The organism is Bacillus litorisediminis (genome assembly GCF_022808645.1).
GTDB lineage: Bacteria > Bacillota > Bacilli > Bacillales > JC228 > Bacillus_BF > Bacillus_BF litorisediminis.
Genome location: NZ_JAKZKT010000020.1, coordinates 13,020 through 37,595, shown reverse-complemented (window position 1 = coordinate 37,595; position 24,576 = coordinate 13,020). Strand labels below are relative to the sequence as shown.

Below are 24,576 nucleotides of genomic sequence, written 5' to 3'. Positions count from 1 at the left end.
TTCACTGAATCTATCTATCTGCTAGGGGAGGGACAAAATATTATGCATGTAGTTGTTTTAGGCACAGGAATGATTGGCACAACGGTTGTAAGAGAAATTGCTGCCTATTCACATGTAAGTAAAGTTACGGCTGTAGACGGAATAAAGGAAAGTGTGGACCGGTGTGTAGATATTTCTGCTAATTCAAAAGTATGTGGTAAGGTAGCAAGATTACAAAATCAAAAGGATATTTATGAAGTGATTAAAGATGCTGATGTGGCCATCGCTTGTTTGCCGCATGCTTTAAGCCTGCCGGCAATAAATGCGGCTATCGATGCCAAGTGTCATCTTGTTGATTTAGTCGGATCCCAATTTAATGAGAAGAAAAAGCTTGAGAAAAAGGCTAAAGAGGCAGGTATTATTATTGTCCCAGGTTGCGGAGTGGCTCCAGGCATCACCAACTTTCTAGCTGCTCAGGGAATAGAGCTATTAGATGAGGCTGATGAGGCCGTGATGGTATGTGGCGGCATTCCAAGATATCCATTACCGCCACTTTGGTATCAAATCGTATTTCGATTAGAAAGTGTATTGGGGCTTTATACAAGACCAGCCTTAGCCGCTGAAAATGGCGAAATTATCAGTCTGCCGCCATTATCCGGTTTAGAAAAAATAACATTTCCGGAACCGGTTGGCGAATGTGAGGCTGTCATTACGGACGCACATAGCACTGCCTACACATTGAAAGACAAAGTGAAAAAGTTATATGAAAAAACAGTTCGCTACTCAGGGCATTGGAGCAAGATGTCTGTTCTTTCTGAGCTTGGTTTTTTAGATGAGAATGTAATAGAGTTAGAAGGATTCCAGATAAGCCCAAGACATTTTACAGCCAAAATACTGGAACCCCAATTACGAGGGAAATCACATGAAGATATTACAGTGGTAAGAGTCATCGTTAAAGGTAAAAAGAATGGAAGAAAAGTTACTCATACCTGGGAAATGGTAGATTTTTATGATCATGAACGAGGGATCACCTCTATGGCGAAAACAACGGCCATTCCGGCTATGCTAATGGCTAATTGGATTCTTAACGGAACAGTACCGGAAACGGGTGTAGTACCGGTTGAGGAGATTATCGTCGGGAACCGGTTTAATGGATTTATAAAAGAGTTAGAAGGAAAGGGTATTCAGATTCAGTATTCTATGACATAACAAAATGGTTTAAGTAAAACTATCAATCTGAAATGTACAAGGGGGGAGCTGCTATATGGACTTTACAATCATCATAGATGCATTACCGCTATTACTAAAGGCTGCCATCGTAACTATTTCTTTAGCAGTGGTATCTATCATTATTGCTTTAATACTTGGTTTCTTTACTGCCTTAGCCAGAATATCGAAAATAAAACTATTAAAAATAATAGCAACTGTATATGTCTCTATGATTCGGGGGACTCCGCTTTTGGTGCAGATTTTTGTGATCTATTACGGATTGCCGCAGATTCATATAACATTAGACCCGATTCCTTCTGGCATATTAGCTTTAAGTTTAAATGCAGGTGCCTATCTTTCTGAGTCATTTCGTGCATCCATTTTGGCTGTAGACAAAGGTCAAATGGAAGCAGCAGTTTCAATGGGAATGACATACGCACAAGCAATGAGAAGAATCATACTTCCGCAAAGTATAAGAATAGCGATCCCTACTTTATCCAATTCCTATATTATCCTTATAAAAGATACATCCTTGGTTTCCGTCATTACGGTTACGGAATTATTGCAAATGTCTACACTCATCATTGCTAAAACATTTGAACCTCTAACCCTATACTTAACAGCAGCAGCCCTTTATTGGGTGATCATAACCTTTTTCACGGTCCTTTTAGATCGATTAGAAAAAAGAACGTCAAGGCATTTAGCTTAAGTTATAAGTACTGAAAGGGGTTGGAATATTGGAAGTTATAAAACTAACAAATGTAAAGAAAAGTTTCAACGGTAATACAGTTTTAAAAGGAATCGATATGACCGTTCATAAAAGTGAAGTTGTTGTCATTATGGGGCCAAGTGGGTCGGGTAAGTCCACTTTACTCCGATGTATTACGTTTCTCGAAGAACCAGACAGCGGAACCGTACAACTGGGAGAACAAAAAGTGGAAGCGGGACTTCCTTTAAATAAAAAAAGAAAAAGTACTATAAGGGAGTTGCGCCAAAATACAGGTTTTGTGTTTCAGCAGTTTAACCTGTTTCCGCATAAAACGGCACTGGAAAACGTGATGGAAGGACCGATCGTGATTAAAAAAATGGAGCAGGAACTTGCAAGAAAGAAAGCAATCGAATTACTGACAAAGGTAGGTTTAGCGAATAGATTGGACCATTATCCCTCCCAGCTTTCAGGCGGCCAGCAGCAAAGAGTTGCTATTGCACGGGCACTCTCTATGGAACCGATGGTTATGCTGTATGACGAACCGACATCTGCGCTAGACCCTGAGCTTGTTCGTGAGGTACTTCAAGTTATGAAAGATTTAGCAAAAGAAGGAATGACCATGATGGTTGTGACCCATGAAATGTCTTTTGCCAGGGATGTTGCCGATCGGATTATTTTTATGGATGAAGGGCGAATCATAGAAGAAGGAAGTGCAGAAGAAATATTTAGTAATCCTAAAGAGTTAAGAACAAAACAATTTTTACAAGATGTAACGAATCAGCCAGTGTTGGATGGTTAATTTGTTTCATTTAAATTTTTGGTAATCAAATGATTAATCACGGAAACCCGTTTGACAAATTAGATTTGGTTATTGCCCTTAATACAACTATATCTTCAGCTTTTTGCTGGTATTTGAAAGTGGTTGTCAATCTGATAGAAGAAGGTGGAAAAAGTGTGTTCAAGTCTGGACACTGGCTTTATTTGGACAGGGGAGGGAGGAAAAAGCTAGACTCTGTCAGAAAGCGAGGCTTATTCGGACAGGAGAGGGAGGAAAAACCACGAACCTGTCAGAATACAAGGCTCATTTGGACAGGAGAAGGAGGAAAAACCACGAACCTGTCTGAATACAAGGCTCATTCGGACAGGAGAAGGAGGAAAAAGCTCGAAGCTGTCAGAATACAAGGCTCATTCGGACAGGAGAGGGAGGAAAAAACATGAACCTGTCAGAATACAAAGCTCATTTGGACAGGAGAAGGAGGAAAAACCACGAAGCTGTCAGAAATCAAGCCATATTCTGACAGGAGAAGGTGCAAAAAAGCCCTCTCCAGTCAGAATACAAGGCTCATTTGGACAGGAGAAGGAGGAAAAACCACGAAGCTGTCAGAATACAAAGCTCATTCGGACAGGAGAGGGAGGAAAAAACATGAACCTGTCAGAATACAAGGCTCATTTGGACAGGAGAAGGAGGAAAAACCACGAAGCTGTCAGAATACAAAGCTCATTCGGACAGGAGAGGGAGGAAAAAACATGAACCTGTCAGAATACAAGGCTCATTCGGGCAGGAGAAGGAGGAAAAACCACGAAGCTGTCAGAAATCAAGCCATATTCTGACAGGAGAAGGTGCAAAAAAGCCCTCTCCTGTCAGAATACAAGGCTCATTCGGACAGGAGAAGGAGGAAAAACCACGAAGCTGTCAGAATACAAAGTTCATTCGGACAGGAGAAGGAGGAAAAAGCCCGAACCTGTCAGAATACAAAGCTCATTCGGACAGGAGAAGGAGGAAAAAGCCCGAACCTGTCAGAATACAAAGCTCATTCGGACAGAAGAGGGAGGAAAAAGCCAGACTCTGTCAGAAAGCAAGGCTTATTCGTACAAAAGAAGAAGATCGGAAAGATCACATTATCTAGCAATAAAATCATTCTAGCTAAAAAGATTATTAATCTATTTATAATAAGTATCTCTTGTATTTCCATACGCGGTGTAGTTTTTCTTTAAAATCCTACTAAATGTCCTTTTACTTAAATTTACCTTGCACCACTCATAGATGCGTTGGGTTGTAATCTTTTGCTCAGGAAATAGCAACTCGAATTCCTTTATATTCCGTAAAATAGCTTGTCCAATCTTTTCATGTTCTCCACATATTCCGCATTCAAAGTCATCATTTTTTTTAGAAACTAAAAAGGAGTTACATGTTTTACAATAAATTCCCTTTTGCAGCTGGTTATAATGATATTTAGGCACCATCGAAAATGGATTTTTAGTTTGATGTAATGATAGTAGCTTTTGGGCTAGTTTTTTGTGTCCATTATTTAACTTAGAAGGTGTTTTATTTATATCTTTCAAAAAACGATTTACCTGGGTTGGTAAAATTATAGGTTGGTCTATTGGGGCTTGAAATAAGGTGAACTCAGGGTTAATAAAGATAACGGAGGCTTCAATAAGGTAATTTTGTTTGAGGTTTTGGAGCAGTTGGCGGAATAGAGTCGTACTCCTTTTTAACTGGTCTAAAGGATTCTTATATTCGCGACTCGTCGTCATGGCATATAGTTTATCCGATTCTAAGTAACAATCACCTTGAAAATTTTTAATATCCAAAAGGTGAATAACTCCCTGTGAAATAATCACTGTATCTATTTGAAAATAGGAGTTGTTTACTTCTAGGAGCAAGTCATTTATGATATACCTTTCTTCTTGTAGACTTTCTGTCAGTTGGTCAAATTTTACCTCCCCTTCATAGCCCTTTTCAAGGTTTAAATAGTAAAACTTTTCCTTTTCAGATAACTCCATTCGCGTGTTTAAAAATCGCATCATCATTAAATCATCCGATTCAGATCGGTCTTTAAGTAACATAAGCCACTTCCTTTCTTAATATCTAAGACCATTTTATAAAATTATCAAGATTCCTTTCAAGGAATATTTCAATTAGTCTTCCATTTGTTCGAATTAATATTAACCAGAGGCAGTACTAGTACAAGGAACTCTATCAGATAAAACAGAATACCACTATAGGGGATATGGATTGGATTTGCAATTTCATCTGCTAGATGTTCCTAAGCCGGAGCCTATAATCATTCCAATCTCAGGCTACAGTGAAACGTTAATTTTAACTCACAATACCTCTATCCAAGAATACAATGAGTTAAAAAGTATTTGAGGATGGATTCAAATGCCCAATACGTTTCCAGTCAGAATTGAAACAGCGAGAATCAGCGGCGGACCGAATTTAACCGTTTATTATCCCAGAGTGGTCGGTATGCAAAATCAACAAGCGCAAAGGTCAATTAATCAGGCGATAGTAAATCAAACTCAAGCGCTGATAGATGAACAAGTCGGAAATATGCCAGCCACAGTAGAAGAAATGCTAGGGATCTATGAAGTCAAAAACAACCAGCGTAACGTGTTAAGCTTGTCACTCTCTAACTATACCTACCACTACCAAGCCGCACACGGAATGACGTATATTAAGTCCTTAACGTTCGATACCCAAACTGCGAGACTATATCAGCTGAAAGACCTGTTTAAGCCGGGAAGTGACTTTGTCAAACGACTATCAGAGATCATTGAGTTGCAAATCAAACAGCGCAACATCCAAACCCTTTTTGGCTTTACTTCGATCCGGCCAAATCAGGACTTTTACATTGCTGATAAAGTTTTGGTCATCTATTTCCAGCTATACGAAATCACTCCTTATGTATTTGGTTTCCCGATGTTTCCGATTTCTGTATATGATATAAGTGATATCATTGATGAAAATGGACCGCTTGGACGGATGGCAACAAATAATTAACATAAAGGTAAATGTAAGCACCTGCAATGAAAGGTGCTTTTTTTTACTGAATAGTTAATAATTTCCTCTGTTTTAAGATAAAATGGTGATTAGAGATCGTAAACTCATCCAAGATAACCCCTCGAATGGCTGTAGATAAAAATAGAGTCCTATTTTTATAGAAAAAACATGTACATATAAACAGGAAGTGATCCCATGGAACATAAAATACTGCTTGTAGAAGACGACGGGGAAATTCGGACTCTCGTGAATAACCATTTAAAACAGGAGGGTTTCATCGTTTTTACTGCATCTGATGGTGAAGAAGCGGAGGCTGTTTTTAAAAGGGAAGAAGTAGATTTAGTTCTTCTTGACCTCATGCTCCCGAAGCAGAACGGAATGGAATTATTAAAGATTGTGAGAGAAGCTAGTGTGGTTCCGGTGCTTATCATTTCGGCCAAAACGAGTGAATTGGATAAAGCCCTGGGGCTTGGATTTGGAGCGGATGATTATATCAGTAAGCCATTTTCGATGATTGAACTCACGGCAAGGGTTCGTGCTGCGATTCGCCGGGCAACACAGTACACTCCTCCGTCTGAAAAAATGGCGGAACACACTCTTCATTTTAAAGATATCACCCTAGATTTAGACACCTTTACAGCCAGTAAAAATGGGAAAGTGATAAAGCTGACGGCAAAGGAATTCCAAATTTTAAAGCTTTTTATGACCAACCCGAGCCGAGTCTTTACAAAAGAACAAATCTATATGTTCATTTGGGAAGATGAATATTATGGCGATGAAAATGTGATTAACGTTCATATCAGAAGGCTTCGCGAAAAAATAGAGGATGACCCATCCAGTCCCAAGTATATTCAGACGATATGGGGGATCGGATATAAAATAGGAGATTAACAGAATGGAACCTTTGCTTATTTTGATGATTATCATTTTATTAGGCCTAGTACTAGTTCAATTCAATTCAAAGAGAAAAATGAAAAAGGAACTTCTGGTTATTCAGGAGAAGATGACGGACATTATTGACCAGGGTACGAGTGAGAAGCTGCTTTTTCAAACCGAAGAGGCTGTGATTCGGCAATTTCTGATACAGATTAACCGGCTGCTCGATTACAATCAAAAGGTCATTGCCGACTATGCCAAAACAAAGCTAGAACTGCAAAAAATGCTCGCTAATATGTCCCATGACTTGAGGACGCCACTCACAGTGATTTTAGGGTATGTTGAGAAACTCACCATCTATGAGACAATGTCAGAGGACGATCGGAAAGCGACGGTAGCCAATCTCCACCGGAAAACAAATAATGTCATTTCTTTAATCAATCAATTTTTTGACCTGGTAAGGTTAGAATCGGGAGACTCCTTTTTGCCGCTAGATCGTGTCCATATTAATGAAATTTGCCGTAAAAATGTTCTCGATTTTTACGGACTGCTTCAAGCAAAAAAACTTCAGGTTGAAATCGATATTCCCGAACAGCCATTATATATTTTCGGAAATGAAGAAGCCTTAAATCGGGTTTTAAACAATTTAATTTCTAACGCTATTTCGTATGGAAGTGATGGTCAAGTATTGGGAATAACTCTTCAAGAAGGCGAAAAAGACATAGTAGTCGAAGTTTGGGACAAAGGGAAAGGCATCTCTGAAATTGACCAGGAGCGGGTATTTGAACGGCTTTATACGCTAGATGATGCGAGGAACCAAGCCTTTCAGGGAAGCGGCCTTGGGCTCAGCATTACCAAACGCCTGGTTGAAGCAATGAGAGGAACCATTCAGCTTGAGAGCAAGCCGTATATAAAAACAGTCTTTACTTGCAGGTTCAGAAAAATCTCTTTTTAAGGTCGTCTGGATAGGACGGCCTTTTTCAACTTAAGAATTTCTTAAGATTTAAGAAAGAAAAAAGCAAACTTTGATTTATATACTACCCGTATAAGCAAAGAAAGGGTGAAATCAATGGAATATATCGTGAGAACCCATCACTTAACAAAAAGGGTGAAGGGAAAAGAACTGGTTTCCGATATCAATCTCCATATTAAAAAGGGGGAGATATACGGCTTTCTTGGGCAGAATGGAGCGGGGAAAACAACGATATTAAGGTTGTTGACGACTTTAATTAAGCCTACCGCTGGGGAGATTGAGATGTTCGGAAAAAAGCTGACTGAAAACACAAAGGATCTTTTGAAAAGAGTAGGAAGCATTATTGAATACCCGATTTTTTATGAGCATTTAACGGCAAAAGAGAACATGCAGCTTCATTGTGAATATCTCGGCTTTTACGATGAAGCAGCAATTGATCATGCGTTAGACCTCGTTCATTTAAAAAATATCGAAGGCAAGCCAGTTAAAAGCTTTTCACTCGGAATGAAACAGCGTCTCGGCATTGCCAGAGCGATCATTACGAAGCCTGAGCTGATTATTTTAGATGAACCAACGAATGGACTCGATCCAATTGGTATCAAAGAAATTCGGGATTTATTTAAAATGCTGAACAAGCAATACGGAATTACCTTGGTGATCTCCAGCCACATTTTAGGTGAGATTGAACAAATAGCGGATCGAATCGGAGTAATTAAAGAAGGGAAACTAATCAATGATGTATCCATCGCGGATATTCACAAGCAAAAGACGGATTATATAGAGCTGGTCACCCGCCATATTAATCAGGCAGTCTATGTTCTGGAACAAGAGCTGCAAATTACGAATTTTAAAATAGTCGATGAAAACCGAATTCGGATCTATGATTTCCGATTATCACCAAGCGAAATTTCGAAAGAACTAATCTTACGTGGTGTCGATATCGAGGAAATCCACAAGCATAGCAGTTCACTAGAAGACTATTTTTATCAGCAGATAAATGGAGGTGGAGTCATTGTTTAAACTCATGCAACTGGAATGGAGAAAGCTAAAAAGAACGAGCTTCATCGGTGAAGTGTCCACTTATTTTCTGATAATGGCAGCAATACCGGTCTTCTTTATAAAAGTAGTCCACCCTTCCTTTGGTGAGAGCTACGACATGGCATTTGAATTTATTAATCTCTCAACCCAAATGGCATATATCATCTTCGCAGCATCATTAATCAACCAAGTCATTATTGAGGAGTATAAAAACAAAACCATTACGCTTGCATTCAGCTATCCCATTAATCGGCAAAAACTTTTTATGGGAAAAATTCTCTTCATTGCCGCCATGATGTTTGCGGTTGAATTGATCTCATTTATCATATCAGGCGTTGCTACCTATGCGATTGATGCGGCCTTTGACATTATAAATGGTTCACCTAGTGCCGAACAGATCTATATGTACTTTATGAATGCAATCTTTTATTCTGCAACCACCATATTAGTCGGATTAATTCCTATGTTTTATTTTGGAATCATTCGCCGAGCAACCGTCACAACCGTCATTGCCGGAATTTTCATTATGCAGGTGCTAAACTTTACGTATATCCTGCAATGGAATGATGAGTTGGTCTTAAGTGTCCTTTGTTTGCTGGGAGCGGTTAGCATTTTCTTGTCGGTGAAGATGATTGATCGGGTTGGGGAAGTTTAGTATTAGATTAATTACTTAATAAAAAATAATTGTAGCTTATAGCAGATCCCAATGTTCTGGGATCTGCTGGTTTTATTTTGGCCATTTAATTCTGAAAATACGGTGAAACCACTTAATCCTCGTATCAGGATAGTCCTATGCTAACTTAATTAAAGAATGCAACGAGAATGCACAAAAGGAAAATAGGGTCTTATATTCTTATGAATATCCACGAATAGTTTGTATTTTATTATTGCATGAGATTTGGTTATATTGGATTACACATAATTGGCAGGCAAGTAATGAATTTAAAAAAGGAATTGATGTAGAAAGATTTTTACGGCATAGTGGAATGGATGAATGTTGAACATTAGGGAGAAAAACCAATGCAAACAAGCGTACGTAAAATCACACTATCCTTATTAATCACAACTTTCTTAGCAGCAATTGAAGTTACCATCATCAGTACCGCCATGCCGCAAATTGTTGACAGCTTAGGCGGATTTTCGCTGATGAGCTGGGTTTTTGCGATTTATTTACTTACCACAGCAGTATCAACCCCGATTTGGGGGAAGCTATCGGATTTATTTGGGCGCAAAAAGGTTTTTATGATTGGAGTTACGTTATTTTTGATTGGGTCGATTGCTTGCGGTCTTTCCCAAAACATGGGGCAGCTGATTTTTTTCCGTGCTATTCAAGGACTGGGAGCGGGAGCGATTAACCCTGTGACCTTTACGATTATTGCAGATGTTTATAATTTTGAGCAGAGAGCGAAGGTTCAGGGTCTGGTCAGTTCAATGTGGGGAATAGCTGGTATTCTGGGTCCGCTGGTGGGTGGATTTATTGTCGACTTTATCAGCTGGCACTGGGTCTTTTTTATCAATCTTCCCTTTGGTCTGGTTTCGATGTGGATGATTGGCAAGCATTTTAAAGAGACGCTGGAAAAAAAGAAGAGACAAATCGATTATGGCGGAGCAGTTACTTTTACAATTGCGATTACAGCATTATTGTTTGCCCTCCTTTCCATGAATAAAGAGGAAGGCACAGGTATCGTATTCAGTGAAGCACAGTTGGCTGCATTGTTTGGGACAGCTTTCGTTTTCTTTTCAGTGTTTTTCTTGATCCAATGGAAGCATCCAGAGCCGATGATGCCTTTGAAGTTATTCCAGAATAAGGATGTATCGATATCAACAGCAGGTGCCTTTTTAACGAGTGTGATTTTGATTGGTTTAACGGCTTATTTGCCATTATGGACACAAAATGTGCTGGGAATGGGGGCCACCTCAGCTGGATTTACGATTATGCCACTGAGCTTAGGGTGGCCGGTCGGGGCGATGCTGTGTTCGCGATTCATTCCGCGGTTCGGAACAAAATTTGTGGTCTTATTAGGAGGGAGTCTAATCGCACTTGGCTCTTTCTTATTAACGTTCATCACACCTGAAACTTCGTTATGGTTAATTGCTTTAATCATACTCATAACCGGGTTTGGCTTTGGTTTTACCTCGACTATTTTTACAGTGGTAACCCAATCTTCAGTAGCTAAAAATAATCGCGGTTCAGCCGGTTCCTTGAACACGTTACTGCGGACATTAGGTCAAACAATTGGTGTGGCTATCTTTGGCGCTGCCTTGAATTTTGTTATCCATTTGCACAATATGGATCAGACAAATGAAACGGCTGTGATGGCTGAAGGATTACATTTTGTGTTTGTAATAGCAGCGATGATTAGTGTTATCAGTCTATTGGTTACGTCCATGATTCCAAACCGTCAGGCGGAGCAATATGAACATTAAGCTTGTCTGGAATGGCTTTTTTGAGAATAAGAAAGGGAATTACTGGAAGGCCAAGCGAATCAGCAAACCAGTCCGAAAAGAGATTTGATTCGGACAAGAATGACTCTAAAATGAGCAAACCAGTCCGAAACCGCACTGGATTCGGACAGGATTCACTCTGAAATGAGCAAACCAGTCCGAAAACGCCTAGGATTCGGACTGGATTTACTCTGAAATGAGCAGACAAGTCCGAAACCGCCTAGGATTCGGACAGGATTCACTCTGAAATGAGTAAACTAGTCCGAAAACGCCTAAGGTTCGGACACGTTTCACTCTGAAAAGAGCAAACCAGTCCGAAAACGCCTAGGATTCGGACACGATTCACTCTGAAATAAGCAAACCAGTCCGAAAACGCCAAGGATTCGGACACGATTCACTCTGAAAAGAGCAAACCAGTCCGAAAACGCCAAGGATTCGGACACGATTCACTCTGAAAAGAGCAAACCAGTCCGAAAACGCCTAAGGTTCGGACAGGATTCACTCTGAAAAGAGCAAACCAGTCCGAAAACGCCTAAGGTTCGGACAGGATTCACTCTGAAATGAGCAAACCAGTCCGAATTCACCACTATGCTGAGCAACAACATTTACGAAAAGAGCCAGAAAATAAATCAATTGGAATAAAAAATAGAAAGGAGAGTCGCAATGAGAGAGTTATATCAAAATGTTTTTCAAGCATTAAAAAATATTTCCTTTAATGAATTATGGCCGGGCTTTTCAAGTTTTACATTTGCCTTATACAACGACGAAGAGATTTATTTAGAGGACCGAGTAATTCCATATGATGCAAGTTTCATAGGAAATACGAGTATCCTATATAATGGGGAATTCATTGCAATATGGAAAGTTGAGCACCCCGAACAGGAAAACCCCCTTATATTAGCTTCTAATATCGTCCATGAAATGTTCCATGCCTTCCAATATGACAACCAAGAAACGCGTTTTCCCAATAATTTAGTCATGCTGGATTATCCGAACAGCCTTGAAAACTATCAACTAAAATCTCAAGAAAATAAGATTCTTGTTCAAGCATACAAGGAAAAGGGCAAACATAAAAAATCGGAGCTTTTTCAAAAGTTTGTCGCAATCCGGAAGAAGAGGGAAGCCCTAATCGGTGAAATGATTCACTGTGAATATTTAACCGAAACCACTGAGGGTATGGCTGAATATGTAGGAACGAAGGCCCTTAGCTACCTCGCACCTGAGTTATTTGAGGAAAGAATGGAAAAATATTTGAATATCCTTTCCAATCCTTCTGTCACTTTTTTTGATATTAGAAGAATGTCCTATTATACCGGAACCGTTCTCTGTTTAGTGCTAGATGACTTGGGGAGCTTGTTTGTCCATCCCATTGGGGAAACGACAGAGACTGTGTTTGAATTGGCTGAAAAACAAATAGAAACTCACGACTTGGCATATGTGGAAATGAATGCTGACCAGCAGCTCGAAGAAGTATATCAGCAATATTTAAACAGCAAAATCCATGCATTCGATGACTTTTTTAAAAAACCTCATAGCAAAACAGAGGGCAGCTATCAAATTTGCGGCTATGACCCTATGAATATGTTAAAAAAAGATAATCAAATTTTATGTACACATTTCATCATGTTAAATGATGAATCTGATCATAAGCGCTTTATAAAAGGGCCGGTTGTAGTAGAACTGACACCCGGAGCCACTGATCAGGTTATAACCTACTATCAGCTCACTTAATACAAAAACTGATTATTTGAATGATTACGAATATTTGGGTATAATTTCAATTAGAGGACTACTTCATGATTTTCCATCATATTTTTATTGTAAGCGATTGCAATAAAAGGAGGAGAAATTGATGAGGTACAAAAATCCAAACACAGAAGGTTCACTCGTAACGTTCAAACAGCGCTATGACAATTTTATTGGAGGGGAGTATCGTCCGCCTGTTCAGGGCATGTATTTTAAAAATATTAGCCCTGTTAATGGCGAGGTATTTTGTGAGATTGCGAGAAGCACAAAAGAAGATGTTCAGCTGGCAGTAGACGCTGCCCATGCCGCTAAGGACGCGTGGGGGAAGACGTCTGTAGCGGAACGTGCACGTATTTTAAACAAAATTGCTGACCGCATGGAAGAAAACCTGGAAATGCTGGCCGTAGCCGAAACCTGGGACAATGGAAAGCCAGTCCGCGAAACGCTTGCAGCAGACTTACCGCTTGCAATTGATCATTTCCGTTATTTTGCTGGGGTGATCCGGGCTCAAGAAGGCAGTATCAGTCAAATTGACAATGATACCGTGGCGTATCATTTCCATGAGCCACTTGGAGTAGTCGGGCAAATTATCCCGTGGAACTTCCCATTATTAATGGCAACGTGGAAGCTTGCTCCAGCTCTTGCAGCCGGCAACTGTGTCGTATTAAAACCAGCGGAACAAACTCCAGCATCCATTCATGTGTTACTTGAATTAATTCAAGATTTATTGCCGCCAGGGGTTGTCAATGTAGTGAATGGATTTGGTGTTGAAGCAGGGAAGCCGCTCGCCCAAAATAGCGGCATTGCGAAAATTGCCTTTACAGGTGAAACAACGACTGGCCGTTTAATCATGCAATATGCATCTGAAAACATTATTCCGGTGACGTTAGAACTTGGCGGAAAATCACCGAATATTTTCTTTAAAGATGTGATGGAACAAGATGATGCCTTTTTAAATAAGGCGGTTGAAGGACTCGTCATGTTCGCCCTAAATCAGGGTGAGGTATGTACATGTCCATCACGGGCTTTGATCCATGAAGATATTTATGATGCCTTTATGGACCGTGCAATTGAACGCGTGAAACAAATTAAAATTGGCCATCCGCTTGATACCGAGACGATGATGGGTGCTCAAGCTTCTCAAGAACAAATGGAAAAAATCACTTCTTACCTGGATATCGGTAAGCAAGAAGGAGCAGAGGTATTAATTGGCGGGAACGTCAATAAACTCGAAGGAGAGCTGGCCAACGGATTTTATGTGCAGCCGACCATCTTCAAGGGACATAACAAGATGCGAATCTTCCAAGAAGAAATCTTTGGACCAGTATTGTCTGTAACGACGTTTAAGGATAAGGAAGAAGCCTTGGAAATCGCTAACGATACGTTATACGGATTAGGGGCAGGTGTCTGGACAAGAGATATTAATACAGCATACCGTTTTGGCCGTGAAATTCAAGCTGGACGTGTATGGACCAATTGCTATCATCAGTATCCGGCACATGCTGCGTTTGGCGGATACAAAAAATCAGGAATCGGCAGAGAAACACATTTAATGATGCTGGAGCATTATCAGCAAACCAAGAACCTGCTGATCAGTTACAGCGATAAGCCAACCGGGCTATTTTAAAGAATAAGGCCTTGCAGTATTAAAATCAGGGGCTATCTCTAGGAGATAGCTCCTTTCTAAAATGGAAAAAAAGGAGGAATACCATGGTAGAACGTGTAACGGCGACTGATGAGGCACTTGCACTTATTAACAAATTAAAGGGCATTCATGGGCCTTTAATGTTTCATCAATCTGGCGGCTGCTGCGATGGCAGTTCTCCCATGTGCTATCCGCGTGATGAATTTCGTATCGGTGAATCAGATGTTTTATTAGGAGAAATAGGAGATACCCCGTTTTATATGTCTAAAGATCAGTATGAATACTGGAAGCATACTCAGCTAATCATCGATGTAGTAGATGGAAGAGGCGGGATGTTTTCCCTTGAAGGACCAGAAGGTAAACGGTTTTTGACAAGATCACGGGTGTTTACGAAGGAAGAAAGAAAAGAGCTTCAAATAGGGGGTTAATCTATGCTAACCGAAACATGGAATTGGTTATGGGAGAAACATGATCAAGTAAAGGACATGTTTCGTTTTTTTGTGAAACCATTCCAGGAACAGGACGGGGAGAATAGAAAGAAATCTTCACATTTATCAAATACAGGCAGCGATGGAAATGATGGCAATCATAAAAGAAGTTATACACCATTACAACTCGTCGGTCTTATATTAGGACCTGTTTTTTTTCTCTTGACCTTATTATTTTTCTCTCCTGAAGGACTCTCAAAGGAAGGGCTTGCCATCTTAGCAAGTACAATTTGGATGGCGGTATGGTGGATGACTGAGGCTATTCCAATCCCTGCCACTGCACTGTTGCCCATAATTTTATTTCCATTAACAGGCGGAATGGACATTGGGTTAACCACTTCGTCTTACGGAAATGAAACCATCTTTCTCTTTATGGGAGGATTCATGATTGCGATAGCGATGGAAAGATGGAATCTCCACAAACGAATTGCAATCAGTATAATCTCTATAATGGGAACGAGCACAGATCGGATTATCCTCGGTTTTATGGCTGCAACAGGTTTTTTATCCATGTGGATATCAAATACGGCAACTGCGATGATGATGGTACCGATTGGCATGGCCATTATTTATCAAGTCTCGGAAGCGTTACAGCATAATCCGGATGCTGATACTTCAAAAGAAAACTTTGGTTTTGGGAAAGCTTTAATGCTTGGGATTGCCTATTCTGCCTCTATCGGGGGTATGGCTACATTAATAGGAACACCGCCAAATGCGATATTAGCTGGAACAATTAATGAGATGTATGGGATTGAAATATCATTTGCACAATGGATGATTTTTGGGGTTCCGTTTGCTTGGATATTTATCTTTGTATCTTGGTTCTACCTCGTAAAAGTTGCTTTTCCGATGAAGTATAAAGAACTGCCTGGGGGAAGAGGAATTATTGCTGAAGAAAAGAAAAAATTAGGTACAGCTTCTCATGAAGAAAAAATAGTATTAACCATATTCATTATTGCAGCTTTAGCCTGGATTTCACGAACGTTCATCCTAGATCCTATTCTTCCAGGAATGAATGATGCGATTATTGCCATCTTAGCAGCCCTTATTTTATTCCTGATTCCAACAAGATCAGTAAAAGGAGATCATCTATTAAATTGGGATAGTGCGGTCAAACTGCCATGGGGGATTCTATTACTGTTTGGCGGCGGACTCGCCATCGCTGCTGGATTTACCTCCTCTGGTTTATCAAAGTGGATTGGTACTCAGCTAACAGCTTTACAAGGGGTTGGACTATTAGTTGTAGTCATTGCTGTTACAACTCTAGTCATCTTCTTAACTGAGATTACATCCAATACAGCAACGGCAACCATGATGTATCCGATTATGGCTTCACTTGCCTTTGCATTGGATGTTCATCCGCTGGCATTAATGACAGCAGCTGGTCTGGCAGCATCTTGTGCATTTATGCTGCCTGTAGCAACGCCGCCAAATGCTGTGGTATTCGGTTCAGGTTACTTGCGAATTCCTGATATGGCGAAAGCAGGTTTTTACTTAAATATCGTTGGTATTATTTTAGTAACCCTAACTGCCTACTTTTTAATGCCGCTAGCTTTTGGGATTGATCTTCATATGTTCCCAGATGAATATAAGTAATTGTATCTACTGTCAAGGGAACTTACATTTTTGTTAACTGGTCTCACTTACAGGATGTCTTCGCCATAAATTAAATTGTAGTATACACAACACCACCTTTGAGCATGACACTTTTTTATAACACCTACCTTAAAAGTAGGTGTTATATTTTTTTCGAAGATCTATTATTTGTCCCATAAACCCATCCCTGTAATTTGCACAGATTGAATCTAGAAATAGGCATTTTCCTCATTTCGATTTAAATGTGTGTTACATAGACTATTTACAAATCGATAGGGAGGTGCCCATAGATATGAGCGGACCAGCTGTAGATTCTGGATTTGATTACGGGGGAGGTTTTGCCTTACTCGTAGTTTTGTTTATCTTATTAATTATTGTAGGTGCTGCTTTTGTTGGAGGTTATTGGGGTTAACATGAGGCTTATGAGCTTCAAAAGGTTGCTTTTGTCAGGCAACCTTTTTAAGTAAAAATAAGGTAGTTCTCACTTACATCTGTATATAAAAAACTCAATAAGTACGCCTAAATTACTGGTATCTGGGATTTTGTCCATAACAAAATCGTCTAATTTCGCATAGTTTATTAAGGAAATGTCCTAGTGGAGGTGTTCTTATATGAGTGGTGCAGGTAACAGTTGGGGATTTGCATTAATTGTAGTGTTATTTATCTTGCTGATTATTGTCGGCGCAGGATATGCAGGTAATGGGTTTTATTAAAAATCAGATCATATGATGAATTAAATAGGAGGGGTCTATATGGGATGCTTTGGTCATAGAGGGTACGGCTATGGAGGCCATGGTTATGGCGGAACCTTTGTATTAATTGTTGTGCTGTTTATCCTGCTTATTATTGTAGGTGCAGCTTGGTTTTAATTTCTATATAAAAGGTTTTTTAAAGGATGATGATACAAAAGTAAGACCTTTTTAAAATTAATGGGTCTTGCTTTTTTATTTTTTAGATGGATGAAACTGGTTCTTGTTTGCTTAAAAATATGTAAAAGAAAGTCGAATTAAATTGAATGTTTTAGCAGATTCTTGTAAAGAAAGACTTTCTTACATACTTTTGAAACGGAAAATCTATCCCAAAAAGATATGAGTAAGATAGAAGGACGTGTAAGATCCGATGAAAATAAAAATAGTTGCTGCAGGTATTATTTTTTTGATGATCATGTTATTTTATGCTACATCCTTCCAAGCAGCAGAAAAACGGGAAATGGTTGAGATTAAGGTGAATCTCTGGTCGAACGAGCTATTTGTCATCCAAAATAATCAAGTAATCCGCCGCTATCCTATTTCTTCTGGAACCGAAGAAAATCCGACTCCAATTGGTATTTTCAAGGTTACTGAAAAATCTCAATCATGGGGTGGCGGATTTGGTACAAGGTGGTTGGGATTAGATGTTCCTTGGGGTCAATATGGCATACATGGAACCAATAAACCGCAGCTTATTGGCAAAAATGTAAGCAGCGGTTGTATTCGTATGCGTAACGAAGATGTGGAAGACTTGTTTACTATTATTCCGGAAGGGACGGTAGTCCGAATATATGGTCCTGTAACGGGCAGAGGAAAAGGTGAATATAGAAACTTATCCCTTGGGTCTAAAGGGAATTTGGTAGTGCTTGTACAAGAAAGGTTAAAGGGACTGGGCTTTTATTATGGCAGAGTGGACGGCATTTATGATGAAGAAACACAAAAAGCTGTAAAAAGGTTTCAAAAAAAGAATCGATTACCTATAACCGGAGGGATTATGATACGGGAATATATTTTATTAGGATTGTTGGAATAAGATAATGGAGGGCGCTTAGGACTATTTCCTTATCCTGAGGCCTTTTTTGCTTTATCTCTGATCATCGATGCAGGAAAATCCAGATGTTCATAGAAATTATTCGTATTACGCACGACGGTGAGAGGGGAAGAAAGATGAAACTGGTGAATTTTAAAAAGGGACAGGACCGTTTTTTAGGGGTAAATACGGAACAGGGTATTTTAAATTTAAATAAAGCGGGTCAAAAATTTGATCTAAAAATTCCCGCAAGAATGATTGATGTTATTCAGCAAAATGATCTGACTAGTATTCAACAGCTGGTGGACCGTGTCCAAAATGAGGATCAGTCGTTATTTGAAAATGAAGAAGAGATGGAGTTTCTCCCAAGCGTCATAAGACCTGAGAAAATTATTTGTGTGGGGTTAAATTATGTGAGCCATGTCGAGGAAGCGAACATTCAAGACATCCCAAAGACCCCGGTCCTATTTAGTAAATACGGGAATGCATTAGCGGCACATAACGAAATCATTAAACTCCCTAAAGTTTGTAAGAAAATCGATTATGAAGCAGAGTTAGTCATGGTAATGGGGAAAGAAGCGAAAGATGTTTCCGAAGAAGACGCCTTATCGTACGTATTTGGCTATAGTACTGGAAATGATCTTTCAGCAAGAGACCTGCAGTTTACAACGAGCCAGTGGCTGCTTGGAAAATCACTAGATGGCTTTGCACCGATTGGGCCGTATCTGGTAACAGCAGATGAAGTGGATCCAACTCATTTACATATCGAAACAAAAGTAAATGGAGAAGTTCGTCAATCTTCCAATACGAAATACATGATTTTTAATTGTGCAGCGATTATCAGTTATATTTCGAAACATATGACTCTAAAACCGGGAGATCTTATTTTTACGGGGACTCCAGAGGGTGTGATCCTCGGGTATCCTGAAGATCAGCAGCAATGGTTAAAGTCTGGAGATGTTGTCGAGGTTACGATTGAAAAGGTTGGTACTTTAAGGAATATGCTAGAATAGGGAAATAATTAGACCAAATCACTATTGATTTTTAATAGTTAGCGATAAGATATTTGTTTATGTTTTGGATAGTATCATACCAAAATACTGTGATCACCTCTTTTTACTAAACGAAAAGGATGAAATTTTAGAGGTGAAATCACAGCCTTGTTAAGGAAAGGAATAAAATAACCGGAGACAACTGATAGATTAGTTGTTTCCGGTCTTTTTACAGCCCATTTTAATGCTGTTTTTCTAAAGCCAGCTTCAAGCCGAATCCGATTAGGACAGCTCCTGTTAGTTTATCCATTGCAGATTGGATTCTTGCTGACATCAGCCATTTCCGTAAATGGTTGATGAAAAAGACAAATACAAAAAACCATGTAATCGATAAAAGCATATAGATGACACCCATAAAGATGAGCTGGAGAGTCGCTTCAGAATTTGTACTCACAAATTGCGGTAAAAACGTAAGGAAAAACATGGCCACTTTCGGATTCAGTACATTGGAAAGGAATCCTTGTTTAAACGCAGATTTTTTCGCAAGTTTTTCTTGATCTCGCTCTGGCTGATCGGGTTTTTTCTTCTTAAGCGTAATAAATGAAGAAATCCCGAGATAGATTAAATAGATGGCACCGACATACTTCACAATTTCAAAGGCAACCGCAGACTGGAGGAGAATCGCGGAAAGACCAAATGCGGCTGCAAGCGTATGAACTAAACACCCCACGGTAATGCCTAAGGCAATTCTGTACCCATCCTTTTTCCCGTCTGAGATTGTTCTTTTTGTTATTAATGCCGTATCGATACCTGGACTCATCACGACAAACAAAGACAGCAACAAAAATGTAAGGAAGTCATTCATGTAATTTATTCCTCCTATAATCCTAGGCGAGTAAGAAAATTGTAAAAGTAAGCAAATCTTATCACTTTTTCATTGAGAGGAAAAGTCCGGTTTTGAAAATTAAAAAAATTTCACAAATGAGTTTTTAAATCAACGGTTTCTCACTAAAATATTCCAACGCCTGGTTCACTATGTCAATATCATACATTTTTTTCTCCAGACAAAATTGAATGATCAAGTCAGTAGTTTCACTGTCCGAAAGGGAATACCCCGCTGCACTTAAAAGTTCGTCTGTTTCTGCTTGAGTTAGTTCTAACGCAAGGGCCAGAGCGATCGCCGTGTTTTTCTTTGGATGGTAGTTTGAGTTGGAGCGAATTTTAGAAAAATGCCTTCGGTCCATACCGGCTTTTTTATAAACTTGTGAATCACTGATTTCGTTCTGATCTATAAATTGGAACAAGACCTGCGTAAATGTAGGTTTCCGTTTCGTTTTAATAAAATTTTCAAGCTCCGTTTCTTTAAGGTCAATATAGATGCTCTCATTGGGAGCGTAGAGTTCTATAGCATCATCTAACTTGAGTAAAGATAAATGGTTGTTTATATAAGCTTCAATTTCTAGTAAAAGCTGTTTATCAAGCATATGTCGACCTCCGAAAATGTCGCTTTGCAGGCGACCAAATCATAGATAATTGTTGCTATGATTATAGCATGATAAATAGAAAAGGATGGTAGGTCATATGCATAACAGTCTAACTGAGATTATTTTTTTGCTCGATCGGAGCGGGTCGATGGCAGGATTGGAAAGTGATACGATTGCCGGATTTAATTCCTTTATAAAAAGGCAATGTGAATTAAAAGGCGGCACGATTCTTACAACGGTTCTGTTTGATGATCAGTATGAGGTGTTATGGGATGGAATCCAGGCAAATCAGGCTGTTCTAACGGAGAAGGAATATTATACTAGAGGGTCGACAGCTTTGTTGGATGCCGTAGGAAAAACCATTATCGATGTGGGGCACAGGTTGTCACAGACCAAAGAAGAACAGAGACCCGGGAAAGTGATATTCGTTATTACAACGGATGGATATGAGAATGCAAGCCGTGAATTTACATTTACTAAAGTCAGTGAACTGATCCGGCATCAGCAGGAAAAATACAATTGGGAATTTATTTTTTTGGGAGCCAATATGGATGCTGCCAAAGAAGCGGACCGATTTGGCATTTCCCCGGAAGATGCCTTTAACTTTGAAGCTTCGAATGAAGGTGTAGAGAGTATGTATAGTGTGGTTTGTGAGGCTGTGATGGAAAGAAGAAATAAATAAGAGCTAGGAATATTGTTTAGCTGCATTTAGTCGGAATTCATAACCCAGATAACAAACTAAAAGTGAGATAGGAGATAACCAACCCAGCCAACCATCTCACTTCTTTTCTTTTAATCAAAGTGCTCGATTATTCTATTCTGAGCTTAGCAAACTTTATAATCTTCTCTTGTAATAGCCCTTGTTCATCTCCGTATATAATCTTTAAATGATTTGAATTCTTGCTAAAAGAACAAACCAGACAAACTTTTGAGCTATTAAAATAAAAATTTATAATTATTTATTAATTTTGAAGGAATCGTTGGCATCATCTGTGCTATTATATAGAAAAATTTACCTTTTATGAGGACATATACCCATGAATAAATTAGGTCAAATTATCTTGGTTATGTTATCGATTCTTTTTAGCCTTTACCAGAAAGTCGTACATGGTGAAAAATTTTTTACATTTGATTTTTATCTGTTCACTCTTATTGCATGGTTTGTAGGGTGGCAATATGATAGAGCACGACACTTTGGCAAAAAAGCTCGTGCTAGTGAAAATAGCTATAAACAATTACTCAATTCATTGCCAGAATCGGTTATTATTCACAGTCACAACAAAATTCTATATGTAAATGATGCTACTGTTTCCATGGTTAGAGCTCGCAGCAAGGAAGAAATAATCGGCAAGTCTATTTTTGATTTTAGTGTGGATGAGTATAAACCCCGGATGGAGGAAAGAATTAAGCAGATAAAGAAATTGAAAAAGCCATTAAATTGCATTGAACATAAATTAAAGCGTTTGGACGGATCTACATTTTACTTTGAAGTATCTTCCCTTTATATCGTATTTGGTGGAGGAGAAGCGGTACTTTCCATCGGTAAGGATATTACTGAAAGGAAGGAAGAAATCGATCGAATGATCCAAAAGTCTGAAAAACTTGCGATGCTCGGGCAAATGGCTGCTGGGATTGCTCATGAAATACGGAACCCGTTAACTTCTGTAAAAGGATTTATTCAGTTATTACATACCCATTATAATGAGAAAGAGTACTTTAGTATTGTATTAGATGAGCTGGAAAGGATTAATGCAATCGTTGAAGAGTTTCTAGTTCTAGCCAAACCGTCAACTGCAGTTTTTATAGAGCAGGATATTAGGGATTTGATTAAAGATATTGTAACTCTCGTTAATAACCAGTTACTGCTTAATAATGTGCAAATTTTTGTGGATTTTGATAGTAATCTGCCTATGGTCAGTTGTGAAAAAAATCAACTTAAACAGGTTTTTCTTAATCTAATAAAAAATGCTATTGAGGCTATGCCAAACGGTGGACATATTTATATTAGAGCAAAAGAAAAAAAGGATGGGAAAATTTCTATTAGTATTGAGGATGAAGGAATGGGTATCCCTGAAGAGCGCATTCCCACACTTGGAGAACCTTTTTATACAACAAAGGAAAAAGGGACGGGTCTGGGACTCATGACATGCTACAAAATTATTGAAAGTCACAAGGGGGAAATACTCATTCATAGTATTTTGGATAAGGGGACCACGGTAGAAATCCTTTTACCAACCATTACTCAAAAGTTATTAAAGCATGATTTATCCATGAATCGGTATAGTGAGTATTGAAACCTATTTTTGAACATGCTACTATTGTATCAACAGAATAGTACCTTTTAATTCGGTCCAGAGAGGCTGAAAAGGGTGGCGGAATGATAGGATGTTGTTTTGTATATTTATGTGCATCTATGCCCTTTTGTCCTCTGGACAAGAGGGTATTTTTTATGTTTAAAAGTTTTTAACTAAACTATGGCTAAAACTCTTTTAAATCAAGTCCGGTGAGGCTTGAAAGGAGAATGGATTGATTCTGAAATCAGTTTCTAGGTCCATTCCTTCCAAACAGAAGAGACGCATAAGATCATATTGGAGGGTGGAACATAAGATGAATTATCGTAATAAAACAGTTGTTGCATCAGTCGCAGGCTTAACTTTGGAAGGCATGGACATTATGTTTATTTCCTTTGCCATGTCGATGATTGTTGCCCATTTTAACATTGATTTGGCAACAGGCGGTCTGATTTCTTCTATTACTAATATCGGAATGCTTCTGGGCGGAATCATCTTTGGGATATTAGCAGATAAGTTCGGTCGCGTCCGGATTTTTACTTATACCATTATATTATTTGCAGTAGGTACTGCATTAACGGGATTTGCCACTAGTATTGAGCAGGTGTATGCATCCAGATTTATTGCAGGTCTTGGTGCTGGAGGAGAGTATGGAATTGGTATGGCCCTCGTAGCAGAGGCGTGGCCAAAGCATAAACAAGGAAGAGCGTCTTCATATGTAAGTATTGGTGCCCAATTCGGTGTCATTCTTGCAGCCCTGCTTAGCGCTATTCTTCTGCCTACTTTAGGATGGAGAGCCCTGTTTTTTGTTGGAATCCTTCCAGTTATTTTTGCTTATATTGTTCGGAAAAACCTGGATGAATCTCCAGAATGGCTGGCAAGCCGGAAGGAGAAAAACGTTGCAGACAAACAGGAGAAAGCAAAACTGATTCAATTGTTTGATACGCCTAGAAGAGCCTTTACTACAATGGCTTTAGCTGTAATGGCCACTGTTCAAATAGCTGGATATAACGGTTTGATGATTTGGCTCCCGTCTATGCTGCAGCAATCACAAGGATTATCTGTCTCAAGTTCGGCGATTTGGACTATCAGTACTGCGGTTGGAATGATCATCGGAATGCTGACTTTTGGACAATTTATGGATCGCTTTGGGGCCAAATGTTCTTACGGGATATTCCTTCTGGCTTCAGCATCTGCAGTATTTCTATATTCCTATGCAGAAGGCAGTGCGGGTGTATTAATTGGCGGTGCGATTGTTGGTTTCTTTTCAAATGGAATGTTTGCAGGCTATGGGGCACTAATCAGCAGTTATTATCCTGTGCAAATCAGAAGCACGGCCACGAACACGATTTTCAATTTCGGACGAGCATTAGGAGGTCTGTCCCCTATCCTCGTTGGTTATATTCTGCAAAACTACGATATGACCATGGCTATGACCTACCTGGCTGTCCTATATTGTGTATCCTTTATCTTTATGTTAAGTCTAAAGAAAAGACAAGCAAATACTTTGATACAACATCTTCAGGCTTAAAATGGAAG

The 24,576-nt window shown here is 39.2% G+C and carries 26 protein-coding genes; 23 read left to right on the top strand and 3 right to left on the bottom strand.

Going from position 1 to position 24,576, the window contains the following annotated elements:
- Window positions 1-42: 42 nt before the first annotated feature.
- From MLE14_RS11880 to MLE14_RS11865, 4 genes are all read left to right on the top strand, one after another.
- Window positions 43-1,188 (top strand): saccharopine dehydrogenase family protein, encoded by a 1,146-nt coding sequence (locus MLE14_RS11880; protein ID WP_243298595.1) that lies wholly within the window; start codon window positions 43-45, stop codon window positions 1,186-1,188.
- A gap of 55 nt (window positions 1,189-1,243) precedes the next feature.
- The gene (locus MLE14_RS11875; protein ID WP_243298594.1) at window positions 1,244-1,897 is read left to right on the top strand and encodes an amino acid ABC transporter permease; all 654 of its coding nucleotides are present in this window, start codon (window positions 1,244-1,246) and stop codon (window positions 1,895-1,897) included.
- 28 nt (window positions 1,898-1,925) lie between these two features.
- Window positions 1,926-2,696 carry an amino acid ABC transporter ATP-binding protein gene (locus MLE14_RS11870; protein ID WP_243298593.1) on the top strand — a complete coding sequence of 257 codons (771 nt, stop codon included), beginning with the start codon at window positions 1,926-1,928 and terminating at the stop codon, window positions 2,694-2,696.
- A 155-nt stretch (window positions 2,697-2,851) separates the two neighbouring features.
- Window positions 2,852-3,115: a hypothetical protein gene (locus MLE14_RS11865; RefSeq protein WP_243298592.1), complete on the top strand. Its 264-nt coding sequence runs from the start codon at window positions 2,852-2,854 to the stop codon at window positions 3,113-3,115.
- Window positions 3,116-3,838: 723 nt separating this feature from the next.
- On the opposite strand, the gene MLE14_RS11860 is transcribed toward MLE14_RS11865, so the two are convergent.
- The gene (locus MLE14_RS11860; protein ID WP_243298591.1) at window positions 3,839-4,747 is read right to left on the bottom strand and encodes a nuclease-related domain-containing protein; all 909 of its coding nucleotides are present in this window, start codon (window positions 4,745-4,747) and stop codon (window positions 3,839-3,841) included.
- A 169-nt stretch (window positions 4,748-4,916) separates the two neighbouring features.
- Between MLE14_RS11860 and MLE14_RS22480 the strand changes: the two genes are divergently transcribed.
- From MLE14_RS22480 to MLE14_RS11785, 16 genes are all read left to right on the top strand, one after another.
- Window positions 4,917-5,051 carry a hypothetical protein gene (locus MLE14_RS22480; RefSeq protein ID WP_279326825.1) on the top strand — a complete coding sequence of 45 codons (135 nt, stop codon included), beginning with the start codon at window positions 4,917-4,919 and terminating at the stop codon, window positions 5,049-5,051.
- A 12-nt stretch (window positions 5,052-5,063) separates the two neighbouring features.
- Window positions 5,064-5,684 carry a DUF3298 and DUF4163 domain-containing protein gene (locus tag MLE14_RS11855; RefSeq protein ID WP_243298590.1) on the top strand — a complete coding sequence of 207 codons (621 nt, stop codon included), beginning with the start codon at window positions 5,064-5,066 and terminating at the stop codon, window positions 5,682-5,684.
- Between the two features lie 195 nt (window positions 5,685-5,879).
- A complete protein-coding gene (locus MLE14_RS11850) occupies window positions 5,880-6,575 on the top strand; it encodes a response regulator transcription factor (RefSeq protein WP_279326824.1) in 696 nt (231 codons plus the stop codon).
- Window positions 6,576-6,579: 4 nt separating this feature from the next.
- Window positions 6,580-7,515 carry a sensor histidine kinase gene (locus MLE14_RS11845; protein WP_243298589.1) on the top strand — a complete coding sequence of 312 codons (936 nt, stop codon included), beginning with the start codon at window positions 6,580-6,582 and terminating at the stop codon, window positions 7,513-7,515.
- A 114-nt stretch (window positions 7,516-7,629) separates the two neighbouring features.
- Window positions 7,630-8,553, top strand: coding sequence for an ATP-binding cassette domain-containing protein (locus tag MLE14_RS11840; protein WP_243298588.1), 924 nt, complete (start codon window positions 7,630-7,632; stop codon window positions 8,551-8,553).
- The gene (locus MLE14_RS11835; RefSeq protein WP_243298587.1) at window positions 8,546-9,226 is read left to right on the top strand and encodes an ABC transporter permease; all 681 of its coding nucleotides are present in this window, start codon (window positions 8,546-8,548) and stop codon (window positions 9,224-9,226) included. The genes MLE14_RS11840 and MLE14_RS11835 overlap by 8 nt, the downstream gene beginning before the upstream one ends.
- A gap of 365 nt (window positions 9,227-9,591) precedes the next feature.
- Entirely contained in the window at window positions 9,592-10,998 is a 1,407-nt protein-coding gene (locus tag MLE14_RS11830) for an MDR family MFS transporter (protein ID WP_243298586.1), read from the top strand.
- Window positions 10,999-11,679: 681 nt separating this feature from the next.
- Window positions 11,680-12,747, top strand: a complete 1,068-nt coding sequence (locus MLE14_RS11825; protein ID WP_243298585.1) for a hypothetical protein — start codon at window positions 11,680-11,682, stop codon at window positions 12,745-12,747.
- A 121-nt stretch (window positions 12,748-12,868) separates the two neighbouring features.
- Window positions 12,869-14,389: an aldehyde dehydrogenase gene (adh, locus tag MLE14_RS11820; RefSeq protein WP_243298584.1), complete on the top strand. Its 1,521-nt coding sequence runs from the start codon at window positions 12,869-12,871 to the stop codon at window positions 14,387-14,389.
- A gap of 83 nt (window positions 14,390-14,472) precedes the next feature.
- Window positions 14,473-14,835 carry a DUF779 domain-containing protein gene (locus tag MLE14_RS11815; protein ID WP_243298583.1) on the top strand — a complete coding sequence of 121 codons (363 nt, stop codon included), beginning with the start codon at window positions 14,473-14,475 and terminating at the stop codon, window positions 14,833-14,835.
- Window positions 14,836-14,838: 3 nt separating this feature from the next.
- Complete coding sequence (locus MLE14_RS11810; protein ID WP_243298582.1) at window positions 14,839-16,491, top strand: SLC13 family permease; 1,653 nt, start codon at window positions 14,839-14,841, stop codon at window positions 16,489-16,491.
- A 292-nt stretch (window positions 16,492-16,783) separates the two neighbouring features.
- On the top strand, window positions 16,784-16,903 hold the full coding sequence (locus MLE14_RS11805) for a YjcZ family sporulation protein (RefSeq protein WP_243298581.1): 120 nt from the start codon (window positions 16,784-16,786) through the stop codon (window positions 16,901-16,903).
- 199 nt (window positions 16,904-17,102) lie between these two features.
- The gene (locus MLE14_RS11800; protein ID WP_243298580.1) at window positions 17,103-17,204 is read left to right on the top strand and encodes a YjcZ family sporulation protein; all 102 of its coding nucleotides are present in this window, start codon (window positions 17,103-17,105) and stop codon (window positions 17,202-17,204) included.
- Between the two features lie 39 nt (window positions 17,205-17,243).
- Window positions 17,244-17,360, top strand: a complete 117-nt coding sequence (locus MLE14_RS11795; protein ID WP_243298579.1) for a YjcZ family sporulation protein — start codon at window positions 17,244-17,246, stop codon at window positions 17,358-17,360.
- A 250-nt stretch (window positions 17,361-17,610) separates the two neighbouring features.
- On the top strand, window positions 17,611-18,273 hold the full coding sequence (locus MLE14_RS11790) for a L,D-transpeptidase family protein (RefSeq protein ID WP_243298578.1): 663 nt from the start codon (window positions 17,611-17,613) through the stop codon (window positions 18,271-18,273).
- A gap of 134 nt (window positions 18,274-18,407) precedes the next feature.
- Complete coding sequence (locus MLE14_RS11785; protein ID WP_243298577.1) at window positions 18,408-19,283, top strand: fumarylacetoacetate hydrolase family protein; 876 nt, start codon at window positions 18,408-18,410, stop codon at window positions 19,281-19,283.
- Window positions 19,284-19,503: 220 nt separating this feature from the next.
- On the opposite strand, the gene MLE14_RS11780 is transcribed toward MLE14_RS11785, so the two are convergent.
- Entirely contained in the window at window positions 19,504-20,127 is a 624-nt protein-coding gene (locus tag MLE14_RS11780; RefSeq protein WP_243298576.1) for a LysE family translocator, read from the bottom strand.
- Window positions 20,128-20,251: 124 nt separating this feature from the next.
- A complete protein-coding gene (locus MLE14_RS11775) occupies window positions 20,252-20,746 on the bottom strand; it encodes a hypothetical protein (RefSeq protein WP_243298575.1) in 495 nt (164 codons plus the stop codon).
- Window positions 20,747-20,843: 97 nt separating this feature from the next.
- Between MLE14_RS11775 and MLE14_RS11770 the strand changes: the two genes are divergently transcribed.
- From MLE14_RS11770 to MLE14_RS11760, 3 genes are all read left to right on the top strand, one after another.
- Window positions 20,844-21,428 (top strand): vWA domain-containing protein, encoded by a 585-nt coding sequence (locus tag MLE14_RS11770; RefSeq protein ID WP_243298574.1) that lies wholly within the window; start codon window positions 20,844-20,846, stop codon window positions 21,426-21,428.
- A 355-nt stretch (window positions 21,429-21,783) separates the two neighbouring features.
- Entirely contained in the window at window positions 21,784-23,040 is a 1,257-nt protein-coding gene (locus MLE14_RS11765; RefSeq protein WP_243298573.1) for an ATP-binding protein, read from the top strand.
- A 313-nt stretch (window positions 23,041-23,353) separates the two neighbouring features.
- Entirely contained in the window at window positions 23,354-24,568 is a 1,215-nt protein-coding gene (locus MLE14_RS11760; protein WP_243298572.1) for an MFS transporter, read from the top strand.
- Window positions 24,569-24,576 lie beyond the last annotated feature (8 nt).

Bases quoted from the DNA above. Each gene is read 5' to 3' on its own strand.
- MLE14_RS11880 (WP_243298595.1), top strand. From the start codon at position 43: ATGCATGTAGTTGTTTTAGGCACAGGAATGATTGGCACAACGGTTGTA.
- MLE14_RS11775 (WP_243298575.1), bottom strand. From the start codon at position 20,746: ATGCTTGATAAACAGCTTTTACTAGAAATTGAAGCTTATATAAACAAC.
- MLE14_RS11850 (WP_279326824.1), top strand. From the start codon at position 5,880: ATGGAACATAAAATACTGCTTGTAGAAGACGACGGGGAAATTCGGACT.
- MLE14_RS11815 (WP_243298583.1), top strand. From the start codon at position 14,473: ATGGTAGAACGTGTAACGGCGACTGATGAGGCACTTGCACTTATTAAC.
- MLE14_RS11805 (WP_243298581.1), top strand. From the start codon at position 16,784: ATGAGCGGACCAGCTGTAGATTCTGGATTTGATTACGGGGGAGGTTTT.
- MLE14_RS11810 (WP_243298582.1), top strand. From the start codon at position 14,839: ATGCTAACCGAAACATGGAATTGGTTATGGGAGAAACATGATCAAGTA.
- MLE14_RS11785 (WP_243298577.1), top strand. From the start codon at position 18,408: ATGAAACTGGTGAATTTTAAAAAGGGACAGGACCGTTTTTTAGGGGTA.
- MLE14_RS11830 (WP_243298586.1), top strand. From the start codon at position 9,592: ATGCAAACAAGCGTACGTAAAATCACACTATCCTTATTAATCACAACT.
- MLE14_RS11800 (WP_243298580.1), top strand. From the start codon at position 17,103: ATGAGTGGTGCAGGTAACAGTTGGGGATTTGCATTAATTGTAGTGTTA.
- MLE14_RS11845 (WP_243298589.1), top strand. From the start codon at position 6,580: ATGGAACCTTTGCTTATTTTGATGATTATCATTTTATTAGGCCTAGTA.
- MLE14_RS11780 (WP_243298576.1), bottom strand. From the start codon at position 20,127: ATGAATGACTTCCTTACATTTTTGTTGCTGTCTTTGTTTGTCGTGATG.
- MLE14_RS11760 (WP_243298572.1), top strand. From the start codon at position 23,354: ATGAATTATCGTAATAAAACAGTTGTTGCATCAGTCGCAGGCTTAACT.
- MLE14_RS11770 (WP_243298574.1), top strand. From the start codon at position 20,844: ATGCATAACAGTCTAACTGAGATTATTTTTTTGCTCGATCGGAGCGGG.
- MLE14_RS11790 (WP_243298578.1), top strand. From the start codon at position 17,611: ATGAAAATAAAAATAGTTGCTGCAGGTATTATTTTTTTGATGATCATG.
- MLE14_RS11875 (WP_243298594.1), top strand. From the start codon at position 1,244: ATGGACTTTACAATCATCATAGATGCATTACCGCTATTACTAAAGGCT.
- MLE14_RS11765 (WP_243298573.1), top strand. From the start codon at position 21,784: ATGAATAAATTAGGTCAAATTATCTTGGTTATGTTATCGATTCTTTTT.
- adh (WP_243298584.1), top strand. From the start codon at position 12,869: ATGAGGTACAAAAATCCAAACACAGAAGGTTCACTCGTAACGTTCAAA.
- MLE14_RS11840 (WP_243298588.1), top strand. From the start codon at position 7,630: ATGGAATATATCGTGAGAACCCATCACTTAACAAAAAGGGTGAAGGGA.
- MLE14_RS11795 (WP_243298579.1), top strand. From the start codon at position 17,244: ATGGGATGCTTTGGTCATAGAGGGTACGGCTATGGAGGCCATGGTTAT.
- MLE14_RS11860 (WP_243298591.1), bottom strand. From the start codon at position 4,747: ATGTTACTTAAAGACCGATCTGAATCGGATGATTTAATGATGATGCGA.
- MLE14_RS11855 (WP_243298590.1), top strand. From the start codon at position 5,064: ATGCCCAATACGTTTCCAGTCAGAATTGAAACAGCGAGAATCAGCGGC.
- MLE14_RS11825 (WP_243298585.1), top strand. From the start codon at position 11,680: ATGAGAGAGTTATATCAAAATGTTTTTCAAGCATTAAAAAATATTTCC.